This is a genomic window from Desulfogranum aggregans (assembly GCF_055398265.1).
Window position 1 is genome coordinate 3,405,080 of record NZ_AP042447.1, and the last position, 17,485, is coordinate 3,422,564.

16 protein-coding genes are annotated in these 17,485 nt (G+C 55.0%); 7 read left to right on the plus strand and 9 right to left on the minus strand.

What is annotated here, in order from left to right; translation table 11 throughout:
* Positions 1-129: 129 nt before the first annotated feature.
* From ACZ52Z_RS15070 to mnmL, 7 genes are all read right to left on the minus strand, one after another.
* Complete coding sequence (locus tag ACZ52Z_RS15070; RefSeq protein WP_464267597.1) at positions 130-1,773, minus strand: ABC transporter ATP-binding protein; 1,644 nt, start codon at positions 1,771-1,773, stop codon at positions 130-132.
* Between the two features lie 51 nt (positions 1,774-1,824).
* On the minus strand, positions 1,825-2,748 hold the full coding sequence (cbiQ, locus tag ACZ52Z_RS15075) for a cobalt ECF transporter T component CbiQ (RefSeq protein WP_464267598.1): 924 nt from the start codon (positions 2,746-2,748) through the stop codon (positions 1,825-1,827).
* On the minus strand, positions 2,732-3,370 hold the full coding sequence (gene cbiM, locus ACZ52Z_RS15080; RefSeq protein WP_464267599.1) for a cobalt transporter CbiM: 639 nt from the start codon (positions 3,368-3,370) through the stop codon (positions 2,732-2,734). The genes cbiQ and cbiM overlap by 17 nt, the downstream gene beginning before the upstream one ends.
* Before the next feature lies 1 nt (position 3,371).
* Positions 3,372-3,737 (minus strand): hypothetical protein, encoded by a 366-nt coding sequence (locus ACZ52Z_RS15085; protein WP_464267600.1) that lies wholly within the window; start codon positions 3,735-3,737, stop codon positions 3,372-3,374.
* The gene (locus ACZ52Z_RS15090; protein ID WP_464267601.1) at positions 3,734-4,072 is read right to left on the minus strand and encodes a carboxypeptidase regulatory-like domain-containing protein; all 339 of its coding nucleotides are present in this window, start codon (positions 4,070-4,072) and stop codon (positions 3,734-3,736) included. The genes ACZ52Z_RS15085 and ACZ52Z_RS15090 overlap by 4 nt, the downstream gene beginning before the upstream one ends.
* Positions 4,069-4,884: a DUF4198 domain-containing protein gene (locus tag ACZ52Z_RS15095; protein WP_464267602.1), complete on the minus strand. Its 816-nt coding sequence runs from the start codon at positions 4,882-4,884 to the stop codon at positions 4,069-4,071. Before ACZ52Z_RS15095 ends, ACZ52Z_RS15090 begins: the two co-directional genes overlap by 4 nt.
* Before the next feature lie 223 nt (positions 4,885-5,107).
* Positions 5,108-6,883 (minus strand): tRNA modification radical SAM protein MnmL/YtqA, encoded by a 1,776-nt coding sequence (mnmL, locus tag ACZ52Z_RS15100; RefSeq protein WP_464267603.1) that lies wholly within the window; start codon positions 6,881-6,883, stop codon positions 5,108-5,110.
* 208 nt (positions 6,884-7,091) lie between these two features.
* Between mnmL and ACZ52Z_RS15105 the strand changes: the two genes are divergently transcribed.
* Together ACZ52Z_RS15105 and ACZ52Z_RS15110 are read left to right on the plus strand one after the other, a co-directional pair.
* Entirely contained in the window at positions 7,092-8,030 is a 939-nt protein-coding gene (locus ACZ52Z_RS15105; protein ID WP_464267604.1) for a polyphosphate kinase 2 family protein, read from the plus strand.
* 40 nt (positions 8,031-8,070) lie between these two features.
* Positions 8,071-8,565 carry a hypothetical protein gene (locus ACZ52Z_RS15110; protein WP_464267605.1) on the plus strand — a complete coding sequence of 165 codons (495 nt, stop codon included), beginning with the start codon at positions 8,071-8,073 and terminating at the stop codon, positions 8,563-8,565.
* Positions 8,566-8,620: 55 nt separating this feature from the next.
* Here ACZ52Z_RS15110 and ACZ52Z_RS15115 read toward each other — a convergent pair whose 3' ends face one another.
* A complete protein-coding gene (locus ACZ52Z_RS15115; protein ID WP_464267606.1) occupies positions 8,621-10,345 on the minus strand; it encodes an alkaline phosphatase in 1,725 nt (574 codons plus the stop codon).
* 365 nt (positions 10,346-10,710) lie between these two features.
* Between ACZ52Z_RS15115 and ACZ52Z_RS15120 the strand changes: the two genes are divergently transcribed.
* The 3 genes from ACZ52Z_RS15120 (at position 10,711) to ACZ52Z_RS15130 (ending at position 14,406) form a co-directional block, all read left to right on the plus strand.
* Positions 10,711-11,790: an AI-2E family transporter gene (locus ACZ52Z_RS15120; RefSeq protein WP_464267607.1), complete on the plus strand. Its 1,080-nt coding sequence runs from the start codon at positions 10,711-10,713 to the stop codon at positions 11,788-11,790.
* Between the two features lie 402 nt (positions 11,791-12,192).
* Entirely contained in the window at positions 12,193-13,119 is a 927-nt protein-coding gene (locus ACZ52Z_RS15125) for a transporter substrate-binding domain-containing protein (RefSeq protein WP_464270804.1), read from the plus strand.
* A gap of 15 nt (positions 13,120-13,134) precedes the next feature.
* The gene (locus ACZ52Z_RS15130; protein ID WP_464267608.1) at positions 13,135-14,406 is read left to right on the plus strand and encodes a dicarboxylate/amino acid:cation symporter; all 1,272 of its coding nucleotides are present in this window, start codon (positions 13,135-13,137) and stop codon (positions 14,404-14,406) included.
* Between the two features lie 85 nt (positions 14,407-14,491).
* Here the strand turns inward: ACZ52Z_RS15130 and ACZ52Z_RS15135 are convergent, their stop codons facing one another.
* Positions 14,492-14,911 carry an ArsC/Spx/MgsR family protein gene (locus ACZ52Z_RS15135; RefSeq protein ID WP_464267609.1) on the minus strand — a complete coding sequence of 140 codons (420 nt, stop codon included), beginning with the start codon at positions 14,909-14,911 and terminating at the stop codon, positions 14,492-14,494.
* A 740-nt stretch (positions 14,912-15,651) separates the two neighbouring features.
* Between ACZ52Z_RS15135 and ACZ52Z_RS15140 the strand changes: the two genes are divergently transcribed.
* Complete coding sequence (locus ACZ52Z_RS15140; RefSeq protein WP_464267610.1) at positions 15,652-16,209, plus strand: NUDIX hydrolase; 558 nt, start codon at positions 15,652-15,654, stop codon at positions 16,207-16,209.
* A gap of 10 nt (positions 16,210-16,219) precedes the next feature.
* Positions 16,220-17,323, plus strand: a complete 1,104-nt coding sequence (locus ACZ52Z_RS15145) for an esterase-like activity of phytase family protein (protein WP_464267611.1) — start codon at positions 16,220-16,222, stop codon at positions 17,321-17,323.
* The last annotated feature ends 162 nt before the right edge of the window (positions 17,324-17,485 follow it).

Here is a 17,485-nt window from a genome sequence, read left to right on the forward strand (position 1 = left end):
ATTTTGATAAAAGAGAATCAGGTCCTCTCCAGATACCCTAAATCCAACGGTCTGTAAAGGTAGCACACTGAAAAGAATACAATCTTTAAAGCAGTTCAGCGCCACTTGCCTGCACCGCTCCACAGTGGTTCAGCTTTTTTCAGCCGTCACCGATGGCTGCAGACCCTGTATCTCCTGGCTGCAGGCGTTTTTGTATGTGTAATCCAAACCATTGACCGCCTGCAGCCGATCATCGGCAATGAATTCGTGGGTGGGGTAATCCCTGACGATTCGCCCCTGGTGCATAACCACCGTCCGGGTTGTCAGTTCATGGATAAAGAAGAGGTCGTGGGTGATGATTACCTTGGTGATGGTCAGCCGGTCCAGCAATGCCATAAGCAGTCGTTCGCTGCTGGGATCCAGACTGATGGTCGGCTCATCAAGGATCAGTATTTCCGGTTCCATAGCCAGAACAGCGGCTATGGCCAGTCGTTTTCGTTCGCCTCCACTCAGATGGAGGGGAACTCGGTCTGCATATGCTTCCAAATGCATGGCGGAAAGGGCCACTTGCACCCGCTGGGCGACTGTCTCGGGCGGCAACTGCATCTGCCGGGGGCCAAAGGCGACCTCTTCCCAGCAGGAAGGACAAAAGAGCTGATCTGCAGTATGCTGAAAGACCATCCCGATGTGGCGTCCAAGGCGTTTATGCGCAGGAGGCGAGAGCAAAGCGTCTCGAAAAAAGAGATACCCTTCCCCTTGGTGCAACCCAAGCAGACAATGGGCCAGCGTCGATTTTCCCGCACCGTTTTCGCCGACCAGAGCAAGGGTCTCCCCTTCCCTAATACAGAGGTTGATATCTATCACACCTGGTGAAGCATCAGGATAGGCAAAGGTATAGTGCTGGAGCTCGAGGATCGGTTTAGCCTCTTGTGCAGGCGACGGCAGATGCCTGCCTTTTGTGGCATGATCATGGGTATGCGTATGGTGATGATGGTGGTGGCTCTCTGGAGGGTGATGACCGCAACAGGTGAAGCGAAAGGTGAAATCCAGGCCATGTGCACGCAGGTGCTGCGGCTGGGAAACTAACTCCGCTAAGGGACAATCATGCTCTATCTTGCCCTGATTCATGACCAACGCGCGCGTGCAGACGCTGTAGAGAAAGAGCAGGTCATGGTCAATGATGATTAAAGTCCCGCTATACTCACGCAGAATGCGGGTAAAGACCTTTTCCTGTCTGGGATCCAGGCCGGCTGTAGGTTCGTCCAGGATGAGGATTTCCGGTTCCATGGCCAATACGGCGGCAAAGGCTGCCCGTTTTCGTTGTCCATAGCTGAGGAGATGGGCCGGTTTGTGGCGGTGCTGTTCCAGTCCAACCCGGGCTAGGCTCTCGGTGACCAGCCGTTCCACCTCCTGTGGATTTTTTCCCTGATTAAGGGGGCCAAAAGCAACATCTTCACCCACGGTAGTACAGAACAGGTGGTTATCGGGATCCTGAAAAAGCACCCCCATCCGCATTCGCAGATGGTGTAGGTTGTATTCCTTAAACGATTGGCCCTCGAAAAAAAGGGATCCCTGCTGGAGCGGTAAAAGACCATTGAAATGACGGATGAGGGTCGATTTTCCTGAACCGTTTCTACCGATCAGGGCGATCCGATCACGGGGGTAGACATTCAGATGGATGGAACGGAGCGCTTTATTCCCGTTGGGATAGGCATAGGCGAGTCCCTCTAAGGCCAAAAGCGGGGGCTTGTCGGTATGCTGAAGAGAGGGAGAATGCAGCTGGTCGGTAAACATAGGGGCGCGGGCGGTTCAGTAGTGAGGAAAGGGTATCAGGCCGTGCACCGGTTACAGTTTCCAGGCATCGAGCAGGAGCAGGACTACTCCGAGAGCGAACCAAAGACCGGCTTTGGCCCAATCGCTGCCCCGGGGACGTTGTCCGGTAGAGACCGGTAATGCGCCATTATAGCCTCTACAGAGCATGGCGGCATAGACGTGTTCGGTTCGCTCATAGGAGCGGATAAATAACATGCCCAGGAAATTCCCGATAATCCGCATGGTCGCAAGGTTGGTTCTCGGGACAAACCCCCGCAGATGCATGCTGCGGAGCATGCGGGTAGCCTCCTGTTGAAAGAGGAAAAGGTAGCGATGGGTCAGCAGAAGCATCTGAATAATAGTGGATGGCATCCCGACCTGCTGTAAGGCCTGGAGTGAGGAAGTCAGCGGCGCGGTACCGAACATCGGTTCCATGAACAGCGCCACGGTGCAGGCTTTGCAGACAATGGTCGCTGCCAAGAGCAGCCCGGAGAGGCGAAAGGGGAGTCCGGGTAACCCAGGAAAGAGCAGTACTGTTTCACCGGTGGACGGTGTCCCGGAAAAAGGCAGAATCAGGAGCAACATAGCCAGAAAACCGGTGAGCGCCAGCAGACGTCTTCTGATCCGCCTCCAGGAACTTCGGCTGAGGTGCACCGATGCCACGGAGAGGAGGAGTGCCGCGAGACAGGCGGTGATCGAATCAAGAGAAACGACCAGAAAACAGAGGGCAAACAGGGTTATCAGTTTGCAACGGGGCTCCCAGGTGTGGAAGAAGGAAGTCTCCCTCTTTTCCGCTGATGAAGGAGCCGGTGGGAGGGAAGGCCAGATTCCCCGGTCCTCCGGCCTTGGACGCTTCACTTTACTGCGCAGGAAGTATGCCGGCAGGCCAAAGAAAAGAATCAGCAGGACAACGGTCACCCAGAGGGGGACGTGGATAGTTTCAACCGGTGGAGTCATGGGCGGCAGGGGAAAGGGAGCGCGACCAGACGAGCATTTCCGGCTTTACCCGGTGAATAAAAGACACCGTCGAGGCCGAAACAATCGCCTCGATCAGAGCCACCGGGAGGTGGGCGACCAGTGCCAGCCGGGCGACCCCAAAAAAATGCTCGCCGCTCGCCGCGAGCCAGCCGGCCAGAACCAGGGCTGCCAGCAGCGTACCGCACCCTCCGGCAACAGCACTGGCTGCAACCCTGCTCCGTACAGTACTCCCTTGGAATAAGGAGAAAAACAGACCGCAGGCAATGGCTGGTACGCCCATCATAAGGCTGTTGGCGCCCAGGGCGGTAAGGCCGCCGAACTGAAACAGGATGGACTGCAGTACCACACCAACGGTAATACTGAGAAAGGCTGCGGCCGGCCCCAGCAGAATCCCTACCAGGCCGGGCAGGAGGAGGTGGACACTGGTCGGCCCCAATGGCAGGTGGATGAGCGAGGCCACAAAAAAGGCAGCGGTCACCACAGCGATTTTGGGTAGTTCCTCGGGGGGTATTTTTCGCAGGCTGTAGGCTACGCCTGCCCCGGTAAGGGCAAAGGTGGAGAAAATGAGCGTGGCGGGCAGAACACCGTCGGAGATGTGCATATTAAGACCGGTCGGAAGGAGAAGAGGTGCGCCGGCGAGCGGCTACAAAAGCCGCTGCTCCAAAAAGACCCAGAATATAGCCGATGCCGGCAAGGATATCCCTGGGACCGGGGCGATTGAGTGCATGGTGCAGGGCTGCGATCTCCCGTTTTAGTTCACGATTGTTGCGAGCATTTTCCTGGCGGAGACTACGCAGTTCCTCGGTGACTTCGGTGCATAGCTGCTGCCGGAGAGGTTCGGTAGATTCGGGCAGGGAGTTGGCGGCCTGTACGGGCAGGCAGAGAAGCAGCGTCAGCAGCACCAGTAACAGACTGCCGGTGGTGGACAACCGAGTGCGCCGGAGGGGATGGTCAATTCCACTCATCATTGCTTGGCTTGTCTTAGGGTAAAGGTGTGTCGGTGGCCCAACGAAGCATCAAGGGTGATAACCAACGGAAGTGCACCGGAAAGCGGAAAGGACCACAGACCCTGCTTATCTGTCTCTCCGTGAATCAGCGGCTTTTGGTGACGGTCAGCTACAGTGACCTTGCCACCGACTACCGGCCTGCCATCGGAAAAATAACTTTCGGTGTACACCATTCCATTGTCAAGGTAGGCGAACAGGCTGACGCCATGCGCATGAGCTGGACGAATGGGCGTCCCTGCCAGCAGCATCAGCAGCAGGTAAGCAGCAATGATGTGGACAATTGGACGCCTTATCATCGCATATCAGCGGTGTGCACCCAGTATACCGCCCCCAGTTCCACCGCTTTGTCCTTGCCGTCATGGGGCAGGGTCCACTCCGCAGGACTGAGGGCTGCAAACCCCCACCAGCCCTGTCGCGGCATGGCATAGGAAAAGATACCATTGCTGTCAGCCTTGACAACCTGGGTGACGTACGGAGCGCTTGGCGGTTGGATGGGGGATGGGTTGTCGGGCGAGCTGTTGAGGTATTCCACTTCCACTTCGGCAAAAGGTGCCGGCTGGCCGTTCACCAGAACCTGCCCGGTGAACAGGTTGGCAGTCCACAGGCCGTACGGCCGAGTCAGAGGAACGATCTCGGTGGGCAACCCTACGGGTGTGTCCCACCCCAGTTCCAGACCGAAGCCATGGACGCACACCTTGGTGTAATGAAGGATAAAGCTATCTTCGGCCTCTTCCCAGTAAGGCTGGGGTTGAACAAAGAAGGTGTAATCTCCCGGACGACTGATGGCGTACTCGGCCTCCCAGCGGGTGAACCAATTGTTCTGGCCAGGGCCTTTGGCCTTGACTGGCCGCAGGGACGCGGTCAAATCGGTCTGTTTTCCCCGATGGAGCACCCCGAATTGCTTGGGTCTGGCCATTTCCATATATTGTTGTTCCAGGGGATGGAGAAAGGCGATGTCGAGGGTGAGGTTCCCCTCCTCGCTCTGGGTGACAATGTCGGCACGTGGAATGATTGCCCCAAAGTGGGCGTGGGCAGGCATAACGGGGATTGTAAAGAGAGCCGTCAGGCCCAGAATCGACGTACGAAGGAGAGCAGATACACGGTGCATATTTCCCTGTAGGTAGAAGGTGTGGTGTGAAAAGAGGCCAGTATGAAAAAAAAAATATTCGTAACACTTTCTACCCTGGAACCACCGACGGTGTCAATATGAAAAAGCTGAGTGGTCCGGGGGCAAAATCCGATCCTCAGGGTGCTGCGCTCAATGCCGGTGAATGTACCTGTTTTCAACCGATGCGGAAGCGGTGGTACGGTCGACAAACGCGGGGGCGGGCTCAGCGACGAGGCTGGTTTGAATGCGCTTTGCAACGCACGATTTCCTGTTCACGGGCGCGCAGAATTTCCTTGTTGGTTCGGGTTCCCAGAGGATCACGGTAGGGTGTACCCCGGACGGTCTCCATCAGGTACTGGTCTCGTTCCGGCAGCGGTTGACCGATACCCTGTACAGTAGCTGCGGCAATGGTGCCACCCCGTTGTCTGCCGAAAGCGGCTGTCTCGCCTACCTGAAAACCGGCCGCTAACAGACCGGAGCGAACCGGTATGGCGGCGCAGTAGGTCAAAAGGGCGCCGTCAGGCTTGAGCAGCGGCCGAAGGCGTGAAAAGAAATCAACGGTCCACAGTTCGCTGTTTCTCTGGGTGGAAAAGGCATCCAGCCAAATCAGGTCAAAGAGGCCACTCACCTGGCTGAGCGTGTGGCGGGCATCTCCCCACAGCAGGCGGATCGAGCACCCTTCCTCCTGCCAGCAACCGGTCTGAAAGAGCTGCTCCAGGCAAGCGTTCCAGTCAAAGGCCGTTCCGCTCTCCTGCAGCTGCCGGGCAGCTGCCTCCACGGTTCGTTTGTCCATTTCCAGTCCAATGATCTCCACCTGCCCTCCGATGCCAAGCGCCTGTTCGCAGGAGCTGAGGCTGTTGTAGCCAAGGCCGAAACAGATATCGAGGATACGCACAGGTCCCTGCGCCAGGCGTTGCTGCAACCTTCCGGGAATGCAATACTTTTGCTCCGCTTCCGAGCGTGCACCGGCAAGGGTGTGATAGTGTTCCTTGAACTGGGCATTCCAGAAAGTGATGCTGCCGTCTTCGGTGGCAACAGGCGGTGGCAGAGGTGCGGGCGCCTGCTCGTGCTCACCCGGGGAACAATTCCCTTCTACCTCCTGGCCCTGGTAGATCTGTCGTTGTTCCATCTGCTGCAGCAGGTAGCGAAGAAACTGGCCCTTGGACATGGACCACCGGGGCGCGAGCAGTTGCTCGGGTGGCGTATCGGTGGTGAGCCGGATAATCGGACGGTCGGCGGGAATCATCGGCAGGAGGTTGAGCAGGATTTCTGCATAGGCATGTTCGCTGTATACTGGAAAAGGCGAGCGGCCATAGGAGGCTGCAAGCTCGGTATGGCGAATAACGTGGAGGTTATGCAGTTTGATCGCATCGATAGGCAGCGGGGCCAGAGTTGCCATGGTTTGCTGAAAATGGGCAGGGGTTTCACCGGGCAGCCCGATGATGAGGTGCACCCCGACATGGAGTCCGGCCTGATGGAGCCTGTTGATGGCAATGTGCCCACAGGCCCAGTCGTGTCCACGACGAATGCGCTTGAGACTCTGGTCATGGGTCGTCTGGATACCGAGTTCTACCCACACGTCCAGGTGCTGGTTCAATTCCTGCAAATAGGCAATGATCTGCGTGGAGAGGCAATCGGGCCTTGTGCCGAAGGTGATGGCGTGGAAGGGGTATTCCTTTCGGATGGTTTGAACCAGTTCTTCCAGGAGTTCCAGCGAGGTAAAGGTGGCGGTAAAGGCCTGGAGATAGGCCATGAAGGCGGTGGCCTTGTACCGTTTTCGGGCAAAGGCGACTCCGGCCTGTATCTGGTGACGAATATCCTGCAGTGATCCTATCTGCACCGCCCGGGCACCGTCTGGCGGACAGAAGGTACAGCCTCCGGAGCCGTCTGCCCGGCGGTGAGGACAACGGAACCCGGCGTCCAGGGGAACCCGGTGGAGGATAGCTCCGTACTGCTGCCGCAGATAATCGCGGTAGTGAAAAATGCGTGGTCGCTGCATGGTGATGGGTCGTGCGGTCGGGGGAATTCGAGCGTGCACCGGCAGGATAGCCGACAGGTCAGGGAAAGCAAGCAGGAAAAAATGGTGGATAGGGCTTTTTTTAACAGAATACTAATACAGGTAGAGTAGAGTAGCCGCCTTCAGGTTTCCTGCTACCCTCGATTGCTCTCACAATAACTCATTCCAAGGCCCTGCCAATCAATTGCTAATGGACGCAAAAACCCCTGCCAACAGTATTGAAGAAGCCCTGAAAAGTCTCGATCATCAGTCCGGTCAGCCCGAAGTGGACAGCTATTATCATGAGCAGCTCTATTCGATTTTGCAGGAACGGCAGAAGGAGGAAATCGTCAAGTCGGCCCTGATAAAATATTTCAAAGCAGAAGAGTTGAAAACCTATCAGGCGGAACTCATCAAGATGCAGGAGCACCTGGAGCGGACCGGGAAAAAAATGATCATTCTTTTTGATGGTCGCGATGCCTCGGGAAAAGGGGGAACGATTCGTCGGGTGACCAGGTACATGAACGAAAAACATTACCGGGTGGTGGCTCTGGGGAAACCCAATCCAGTGCAGCAGACGGAACTGCACATGAAGCGGTATATCGAACAGTTTCCCCGTGCCGGGGAGATCGTACTGTTTGACCGCTCCTGGTACAACCGGGCCATGGTTGAACCGGTAATGGGATTCTGCAGTCGTGCGCAGTATCATCGCTTTTTGAAAAAAGTCACCCTGTATGAAAATAATTTCATCCTTGATGCAGGGAAGACGATCCTGCTCAAGCTCTACTATTCAGTCTCCAAGGAGGAGCAGGCCAAACGATTCGAACGGCGTCGCAATGACCCGCTTCGGCAATGGAAACTGTCAGAGGTCGACCTCCAGGCTCAGGACCTGTGGGATGAATTCACCCAAAAAAAAATGGTGATGCTGCAGAAGACCCATACCAGGGATTGTCCATGGTGGGTGATCAAGTCCGATGACAAGCATCGGGCGCGTCTGGAGACCATGAAACTCATCCTGAGTTCGGTCAAGTACCGGGGGCGAAGAAGAAATCTGGACTATACCCCTGATCACGAGGTGGTGGTTCCCGGGGATACCGAACTGCAGCGAATGAAAAGCCAGATCAGGCAGTTCGGAAAACCGCTCAGGTAAGCCCTGTTGCCCAAGCGGTAGCAGCGAGGAGAATGCTTAGTTGTCTATGATACTGGAGGAAAAGTTACAGATGAAAGGCATAAAGGCTAAACAGATAATCACTGCAGGGGTGCTGTTGATGCTCCAGGCGGGTGCAGGCTGCAGCAGTCTGGAAACGCCCCCGCAATTCGATCCCAAAACCTGCTTGGAGGAACCTCCCACGCCGGTAGAAGGAATGCAGGTTATCCATGGGCCGCGTACCCCTCAGAGCGTGCTGGCTGATATGCGCTTTGTCTCCTGCAACGGGCAGGTCCTGTTCAAGCAATTGAATGAACGAGGCGAGCCACTGGTTCCGGGCGAGGTAGTATTCCGTGTACAGGTCGAGTATACCGGCGAGGTGATCGCCGCAGAAGTAATCGAATCGACCATTGTTTCCCGAAAGTTTGAGCGGAGACTATCCGATATGATCATGGACACCGATTTCTCTCCCTGGCAGCGCCATGACGAGGATGCGGTGTTCGTCTATCCGATGCGCTTTTCCCGTTGGTGGGAATAAAAAAGGAGAGCGGAGGATTCCGCTCTCCTTTTAAGATCCTCGTCGGGCGTCAGGCCTAGAGGAGTCCCTTTTTACGCAATCTTTTCTTCTTGGCGAGCTTCAACTGCAATATCGCCTTTTGGGAAAGGTAGACTTTGCCGGTGGCAGGTGCATAGACAGTCAGACCGGGAAGCTGGACCATCTCGCCATCCTGGATCATATAGTCCTTGCTGACCGGCAGCTCCACTTTACCGATTTTGACTACCGGGTTTTCCGGGTCAGTGGTGGTATCAACAGTATAATCGGTGGTCACTTCATCCAGATCAATAAACAAATCATTGGTGGTTTTTTCCAGATCAACCTTGATGGCGTCCGCTGCCATGGTGGCCAGATCGGTGTTGTCCACTACATGGGCAGGCGCGGGGGAGCCGTACATCCACAGGGGAACGGTCTCACCAGTGTGCCCATGAGTGGTCCAGCCGATGATGGTGTACATTTCACTGACCAGCCTGGCAAGCGCATAGCTTTCACTCAGGCCGGCATCCTGTAACGCCCTGATGTCAGCAACATCGTCAACGGTCAGATCAATGCCCCAGTTGGCCGAGACGCTGTCGATAAGGTCCTGGTCGGTATCACCTGCCTTACTGGCAATAACCCCGTTGGCTGACATGAGCATCCCTTTGAGGGGATTGACCAGATCTTCAATGGTGGTTTCGGTGTAGCCCACGGCCGCGTTGTAATGACCGATTTTCATACCACCGGTGTTGTGATCCGGGTAGGCCATAACCGCTGTCTTTCCATCGTTCATGGCAAAATTATTGGCCACTTTGACCGCATCGTCAAAGGCAAGGAAGTCAGTGACCATGTAAATCGGGTCATTGTTGTGGCCGGCCCAGTCAACTTGAGAGCCTTCCACCATCAGCACGAATCCGTCGGGATCCTGGGAGAGAATTTCGATGGCCTTTTTCACCATCTCTGCTAGTGACGGCTCATGTTCCGCAAAATGCTGCCGGTCCATATCCGGCTGCATGTGGCTGTCGTCAAACATGCCCCAGACCTTGTTGGAGGTGATGGTTGCCAGTTGTTCCTTGCTGTCGATAAATTCATAGCCACGCTCTTCAAGGACCTGGATCAGGTTTTCCCCGTCAGTCCGTTTGCCGTACCAGGTATCACCAAAGCTGGTGGTGTAGGAGGCATCCGAGGGAATCAGGTGGCGGGCTCCGCCACCAAAGACAACGTCCACATTGTTGTAGACCATGTGCTCCATGATTTCATTGTCCCAGCCACGATCTTCGATATGAACGGCAAAGGCGGCCGGGGTGGCATGGGTCACCCGGCTGGTGGCCACGATTCCGGTAGCCTTGCCGGCTCGCTGGGCGGCTTCGATGATGGATGCCACCGGTGCATAGGGAGCAGCGGTCGGTTCGAAACCGGTGAGCATATCATCTGTTCGCGGTCCTACCCCGAGAAAGCGGACCGTGGTTTTGTGACCGGTTGCAAACGCCGTGGCAGCAGCGGCTGAACCGGTGATGATAGAATTGGCCATATGGGTTTTGACGGTACCTGTCTGCATATGGTCAACAGCCAGGTCCTCTCCTTTGTACCATCTGGCCACTGTTTGAATGGTCTCGTCACATCCATCCGGAATCATGACGATGATGCTGTCCACATTCTTTTTCCCATGGGCGTAGCGGTCCCATTTTTTTTCCCATTGTCGTCCTGCAGTCGCATTGCTCGCAGCCAGCGCAACGCAACCGGCAACAATACCGGCTTGTACGATGCGGTGTAAATATACCTGCATGTCTTCCCTCCGTTTTTAATAAATCTTTTCTACAAACGTGTAACAGGCATACCCCGTTACAGTGAACAGTACCTAACTACAAGGCGTGTGATAGCAAAGCGTTAGGAACGGATTAGAAAACGAAAAGCGATTGCACTTCAATGGGAAGAATGGTGATGCTCACTTGCCTGCACCTTGGCACTGAAGGCTCGGGACTTGCGAAGCTGCCGTGTGGAGGCAGCATGAAGAGAAAATTATTGATATAATCCTCGTGTCATGTTGATATTATGAAATTAAGTCAGCAGCATATAACGTCAGTAGAAGGAGGAGGAAGGCAGCTGTAGCACCAACGTCACCATTCACCTATCGCACAGGGGAGATTATCCATGCGCACTCCGGACATGAAGGCATCACTGCAGAAAGAAGTGATTGAATCGGTGATCAAAATTACCGTCTTGGCAACAATACTCCTTTGGACCGTGCTCATCATTAAACCCTTTCTTGTGCCGGCGGTCTGGGGGATTATTATCGCGGTGGCTGTCGAGCCGTTGGTGGCCAAATCGGCAGCCATGATGGGAGGGCGGAGAAAAGCTGCTGCCGTGCTCTTTGCCCTGGTGGTTGTGGCAGCCCTGGTTTTTCCCTCTGTCAAGCTGGCTGCCTCCTCTATTGACGCGGTGCAGGCCATTGCTACTGGGTTGGAGGAAAACACGCTGCGCGTTCCTCCTCCGCCGACAAGTGTCGAACAGCTTCCTGTGATCGGTCCCTCCATCAGTAAAGCCTGGAGTCTGGCCTCCGTCAATCTTGAGGCCTTCCTGCGTCAGCATGGTTCGGAACTCAAAGCCGCAGCCATGACCCTTCTGGGATCTGTAGGCGGCGGGGTGAAGGGAATCTTCATGTTTATCATCTCCGTCATACTGGCCGCAGCGTTTCTGGTCACCGCAGAGAAAAGCACCATTGCCCTTGACCGGATTGTTCACCGGTTTGCCGGTGAGCGGGGGGCAGAGATTACTGCATTGGCAACCGCCACCATCAGGGGGGTCATGCAGGGAGTCGTTGGGGTTGCCTTCATCCAGTCGATCCTCTCGGCAATCGGCATGGTTCTGGTCGGGGTGCCGGCCGCCGGTCTCTGGTCTGTACTGGTGCTGGTGCTTGCCGTGATTCAACTCCCGCCCATTCTAGTGCTCGGCCCGGTTGCCGCCTGGGTCTTTACCGCCACGACCACGGTACCGGCCGTACTGTTTCTGGTATGGGCGCTGGCGGTGAGTGCCTGTGATGGTATCCTCAAACCGGTGCTCATGGGACGGGGAGTGGACATCCCCATGCTCGTCATCCTGATTGGTGCATTGGGTGGAATGATGCTTTCCGGTATTATCGGACTGTTTGTGGGGGCGGTGGTCGTGGCCATCAGCTATACTCTTTTTACTGCCTGGGTCGATGAGGTGGAAGCACCTGCTGAAACGGAATAAGTGGAAGCATTGGACATCCAGTGGTCCATGGATTCCGTATCAGGTCCGGGGCAAGCAAGACTTCCTTCGACGGTGTCCGCCTGGCGCTTGAAAGGCGGATGTTCTTTTGTCCAGGGAAAAACCAGGCAAGAGCAGGGTCGTGCACAGCTTTGCACTGGCTTGGGGGGATGTTTACTAAAACCTTTTCCGGGCATTCTGGGGTATTGCCGGTAGAAAAAATTCCAAGATGTTGAATTTTTGACTTTTTTTAGATTGTGATTACCTTTTTTTTGTCTTTTTATAAATGGGTCAATATGGAAGAGCGGTGCATGGCGGCATGATCTACCGGTGAGCTGAGGACATGGCCCTGGCTCAAGCCTCACCCTGACAACACTCTGCCAAGGGAAGGGGGGAACAGTGAAGATGCAACATCTGCTGAGGTGTTTATTCGTACTGCTGGTCGGCATCATGGGCAGCAGTGGCTTGTATGCCGGGGAAATTGAACGGATTCAGGAACGCGGGGAGATGGTTGTCTCCCTGAACAAGGAGTATCCACCGTTTTCCATGGAAAAGGATGGGCGGCCCATCGGTTTGGATGTAGACCTGGCCCATCTGCTTGCCGACTCCCTTGGGGTGCAGGCCAGGTTTATCAGGCCCGAGCAGTACGAACAGCAGATTCCCGGACTCCTGGCGGGCAAGGCCGACATCATTATTGCAGCCATGACCCGAACCGTTGCCCGGGGGCTGCAGGTCAACTTTACTGAGCCATATTTTGAGGTGAGTCAGGCAGCCCTGGTCAAGCGAGATAAAGTTGCCGTTGATGCCGACTCCTATTTTGCCCTCACCACCATCAAGGATATCCGTCTGGGCGTCAAGGCAGGAACCACTCATGAGCAGTTTGCCCGCCAATTGTTCGCCGATCAGTTGATCGTCACCTTCCCCACGGTAGAGGCTGCTGCTGAAGCGCTGGTCAACGGAGAGGTTGATGCCATAACCGCTGACTCCCCCTTTGTCAGGGTCTGGAGGGCCACCCATCCCCGACTGCATCCCCAGATCAAAGCCCTGCTGCAGCCAGTCACCCGTGAGACCTACGGGTTTGCCATCCGTAAAGGAGACCTGGAATTTCTCAACTGGCTCAACCTGTTCATCGAGCAGATTCATGCTGACGGTACCCTTGACCTGCTGATCAACGACTACTTCGTGCAGATGAACTGGACCAAAGGGTCCCCCCCCGGTTCACCGGAAAACCCGGCACAGATGCTGAAGAATATGTTTATCGAAAAAAAACGGGCGCAGCTTGAAGAGCGAAGAGCGCGGGATCTCCACCAACGCGGCAGTGCCTACGAATAGGCAGGAGGTGCGACGATGCAACTAATGGGCTGGTATTTCCGATCAAACCTGCTTGTCAGAATCATGCTGGGGTTACTGCTGGGGGCCGTTGCCGGGCTCTATTTCGGTCCGGAGGTCAGCTGGATTAATCCCTTGGGCGACATCTTTGTCCGGTTGTTGAAGATGATCGTGATGCCGGTAGTCATGTTTACCCTGATCGTGGGAGCGGCCAGCGTGCATCCAGCCCGGCTGGGCCGGGTCGGCGTCAAGGCGCTTGGTGTATACATGGTAACCACCGGGTTTGCCGTGGGCGTGGGCCTGCTGTTTGGCAATATTTTCCGCCCCGGCCGTGGGTTGGCATTATCCGGTACAGGAGAGTCGGCCGGAAAAGTGACCATGGAAACCCCGTCCCTGCTGGATACGGTAGTGAATATTGTTCCGGTCAATCCTTTCAATGCCATTACCTCCGGCGAAATTCTGCCAACAATTTTTTTCTGTCTTCTGTTCGGGATCGGGGTTGCTTTTTTACGGGAAAGTGAGGACGCACGGATCCGAAACGCGGCAGAAACCGTGTTTCATTTTTTTGAAGGCGGCGCAGAGGTGATGTACCTGGTGGTGCATTGGATTCTCCAGTATGCCCCCATTGGTGTATTTGCCCTGATTGCGGTGGTGTTCGGCACCCAGGGGGCCGAGGCGTTTGGCCCCTTAGGGCTGACCACCCTCGCCGTATATCTGGCTTTTATTGCCCATATGGTGCTGGTCTACGGTACAGGAGTCGCCCTGTTTCGCCTGTCGCCGGTACAGTTTTTTTCCAAGGCGAAAAAGGCAATCGTTACCGGTTTTGTGACCCGCAGTAGTGGCGGCACCCTGCCGGTCAGTATGGAGGTGGCGGACGAGGAGATGGGCGTATCTAAGGGGGTCTACTCTTTTTCTCTTCCCTTGGGAGCTACCATCAACATGGATGGGACCGCCATTTACCAGGGCGTTTGTGCGATCTTCATCGGTTTTGCCATTGATGCCCCGCTCACCTTCAGCCAGCAGATGACCGTTATTGCCACTGCGGTACTGGCTTCCATCGGCACCGCCGGCGTACCGGGCGCAGGAGCATTGATGCTGATGATGGTGCTCAACTCCGTCGGCCTGAGCGTGGAGGAAGGAACACCTGTAGCCATGGCCTATGCGATGATTTTCGGGATTGATGCCCTGCTGGACATGGGGCGGACTGCCTGTAATATCACCGGAGACCTGGCGATTACCTGTATTGTCGGAAAAACCGAGAAAGAGATCGACCTCTCCAAATGGCGGTAATGGTTGTCCTTGGGCGACACGAGTAGATGTGCGCCTTGGTTGCAAAGGGACAGATCCTGGCGTCCTGGTCGGTTGCGGCTGTTTATCAGCTTTTCAGCTCATCACAGGAAAGGGAGCGTAGGTTGGGGCAGGTAATCACATCCTCGGCCCCCTCCCACGTTCCAAGGTAGGGCTCAAGTCGCGTATCGTTAAATCCCTGGATGTAGTTGCCATCTACCATTATCAGCGGTCGCCTGATCAGGATCGGATGCATCACCATTAAGGCAAGGGCCTGATCAAAGGTCAATTTTTCGGGAACAATAGTGCCGTTTTTGATGTCCGGCGCAGTGAAGTTCATACACTCGGTGGGGGTTTTATACCGGACAAAGGAAAAGAGTTCATCCCGGGTCCACGGGTGCATCAGGATATTGATGCAGGTGAGCGTGTGTCCGGCATCCCGGAGAATACGTTTTTGTTTTTCCCCATTGATGCAACCGGGCTTTTCATAAAAAGTCATTGCAGTCATCACATCTTCCTTTTTGAGATTATTCTTGATGAGAGTTCAGCCTTGGTCCGACGCCCTCAGCTCGGCAATGCACCAACTGCACCTACCGTGGCCAATGGTTTGCTCAGCCAATTTGACCATTTCTGCTGATGGCCTTTGGTTTTCCACCTGCTGCAGTGTCCGGCTGGAGACGATAATGAAACTGTTCTCCCGGGAACCGGGAAGAACAGAAAAAGACCTTGAACCACATGAGTGACAGAGAGAGTGAACCATGAACTGCACCTCGGTCGCTCCCCTTCGCCTATTACGTCATTGAAAAGTATTTTCATTTTCCGTTCCAGTTTATTTGCCTGTCCCTGACAGGCGCAATAGCAGTGGATAACAGTGTATAATGTCCCTTGAGGCTTTTTTTGTGGGTACAAAATAGATGCAGAATGCACCAAATAGTAATTTTGTGAACAACGAACGGGTAAAGGGCAGGCCTGGACATGTTTAAAGCTGTTTATTGTCGCCAAGAAGAGACAGGTGAAAGGGGCAGCCTGGAGGTGACGCGGTGTAGGCATCGGGTAGGGTGGTCGGGCATTCTGCTGGGAGAGAGGGAGAGGTGACCAAAAGAGAAAAGTATAACAGCGGGTTACGGGGGAAAGATGAGGGCCGTGGCCAATCCTGTCCATTAGGAGACAAGTGTGGTATAGTGTGTGCACTGCTCAAAGAGAGCCAGGGAACCTGGTGAAATGCTACTCTAGAGATAGGCACTCGTGATGGACAACGACAACTCACCGGAGCGATGGGAGCTGTTTGAGGAAAAAGAGGTATTGAAAACCTCCCTGGCAACTATCAGATCCAGCCCGGTCCGATGCCGAAGAAGCGGCAGGGAAAAAGAGTTTTACCTGTTTGATTTCAGTGACTGGGTTAATGTCGTGGCAGTTACCCCGGATGATCAGCTGGTGATGATCCGTCAGTTCCGCTATGGCAGCCGAAGGCAGGAAATAGAGATCCCTGGCGGCATGATCGATCCGGGTGAGGACCCGATTGCCGCTGGCTGCAGGGAACTGGCAGAGGAGACCGGCTATGCGGGAAAAAACCCGGTGATCATCGGCAAAGTATGTCCCAACCCGGCCATTCAACGAAATTATTGTTATACGGTGCTGGTGCGGGATGCCGTGCTTTCCGCCCAGCCAAGGTTGGATGACATGGAAGACATCGAGTGCTTTCTCCATTCCCATGCCGAGGTGAATACTCTGGTGAGAGAGGGTACCATTGATCATGGCCTGGTGCTCAATGCCCTCATGTTTTATCAGATGAGCCGATACAGCTGAACGGATGGAGATGCTGAAGAACCTTTTCACGCTCCTGCTGGCGGCGATGTCATATGGTGTAGCTGCGGCACCTGCCATGACCCTGGAACTAATCGGAGACCGTAACTTCCCTCACTGGGAAACAGTTGCCCAGACCCCGTTCAATGGGTTGTCAGCACTGGTGTATGATCGGGAGGAGCAGCGCTTTTTCGTCCTTTCCGATGATCGGTCCCAGTATGCGCCGGCACGGTTGTATATGGTTGCAGGCCAAGTCGGGCCCGGCGTGGAGATAGTCCCACAGGCAGTGATCTTTCTTCATGATGCCAACGGTGAGTTTTTCCTGAAGAATACCGTTGATTTTGAGGGCGTAACCCTGCTCGCCAACGATCATCTCCTGGTGAGCAGCGAAGGAGTGGCCAGCCAGGGGATCTCGCCTGCTCTTATTGAATTCAGCCGGGACGGTCGATTTGTCAGACAATGGCCAGTCCCCGGTCAATTTACCGTCACCGCGCAGACAGGTGTTCGTGACAACCTTGGCTTCGAGTCTCTTACCATTACGCCGGATGGGAGCCATGTGTTTACCGCCAATGAACAGGCCTTGCAACAGGATGGTGAGACGGCCACCCTCACTCACGGCACGCCGGTACGCATTGTCAAATACAGCGGCAGCGGGCGGCTCCTCGGACAGTATCCTTACATGGTCTCTGCTCTTCCTCATCCGAGCGATCACAAGCACGTGGAGGGAGGCAATGGCCTGGTGGAGCTGCTTGCCCTGGACGAGCATACGCTCCTGTCCCTGGAACGGAGCTGGATGAAGACAACGGGCGAGGTATCCATTCGCCTCTTCCATGTTCGCCTGCAGGGGGCAACCAATATTGCCGGTCTTCCCGCCTTGGATGGAAATGAGCAGGCGATCGTTTATGCACACAAGACCCTTGTTCTGGATCTGAAGGAATTGCTGCCCCTCCCGGATGAGGCATTTCCCGACCTGGACAACTTGGAGGGAATGGCCTTCGGCCCTCGACTGCCCGATGGAGGCACGACCTTGTTTCTGGTAAGTGATGGCAATTTTAACGAAAAACAGCGAACCCTGTTCCTTGCTTTTCGTCTGGATAACGGCAACAAGCAGCGCTGATGTGCGTGGCAAGATTGCACACGTTGCAGGTGGAGTTTTTTCAGCACCTCTTTTTCTTGGGGGCAATGGCTTAAATTGCTTGAATCGATTGGTGGCTGAGAGTACAAATAGCGGTTTGTTCGTGTGAACCGGGCGGCGTTCCCCAGCGTGTCGCCCCAATAA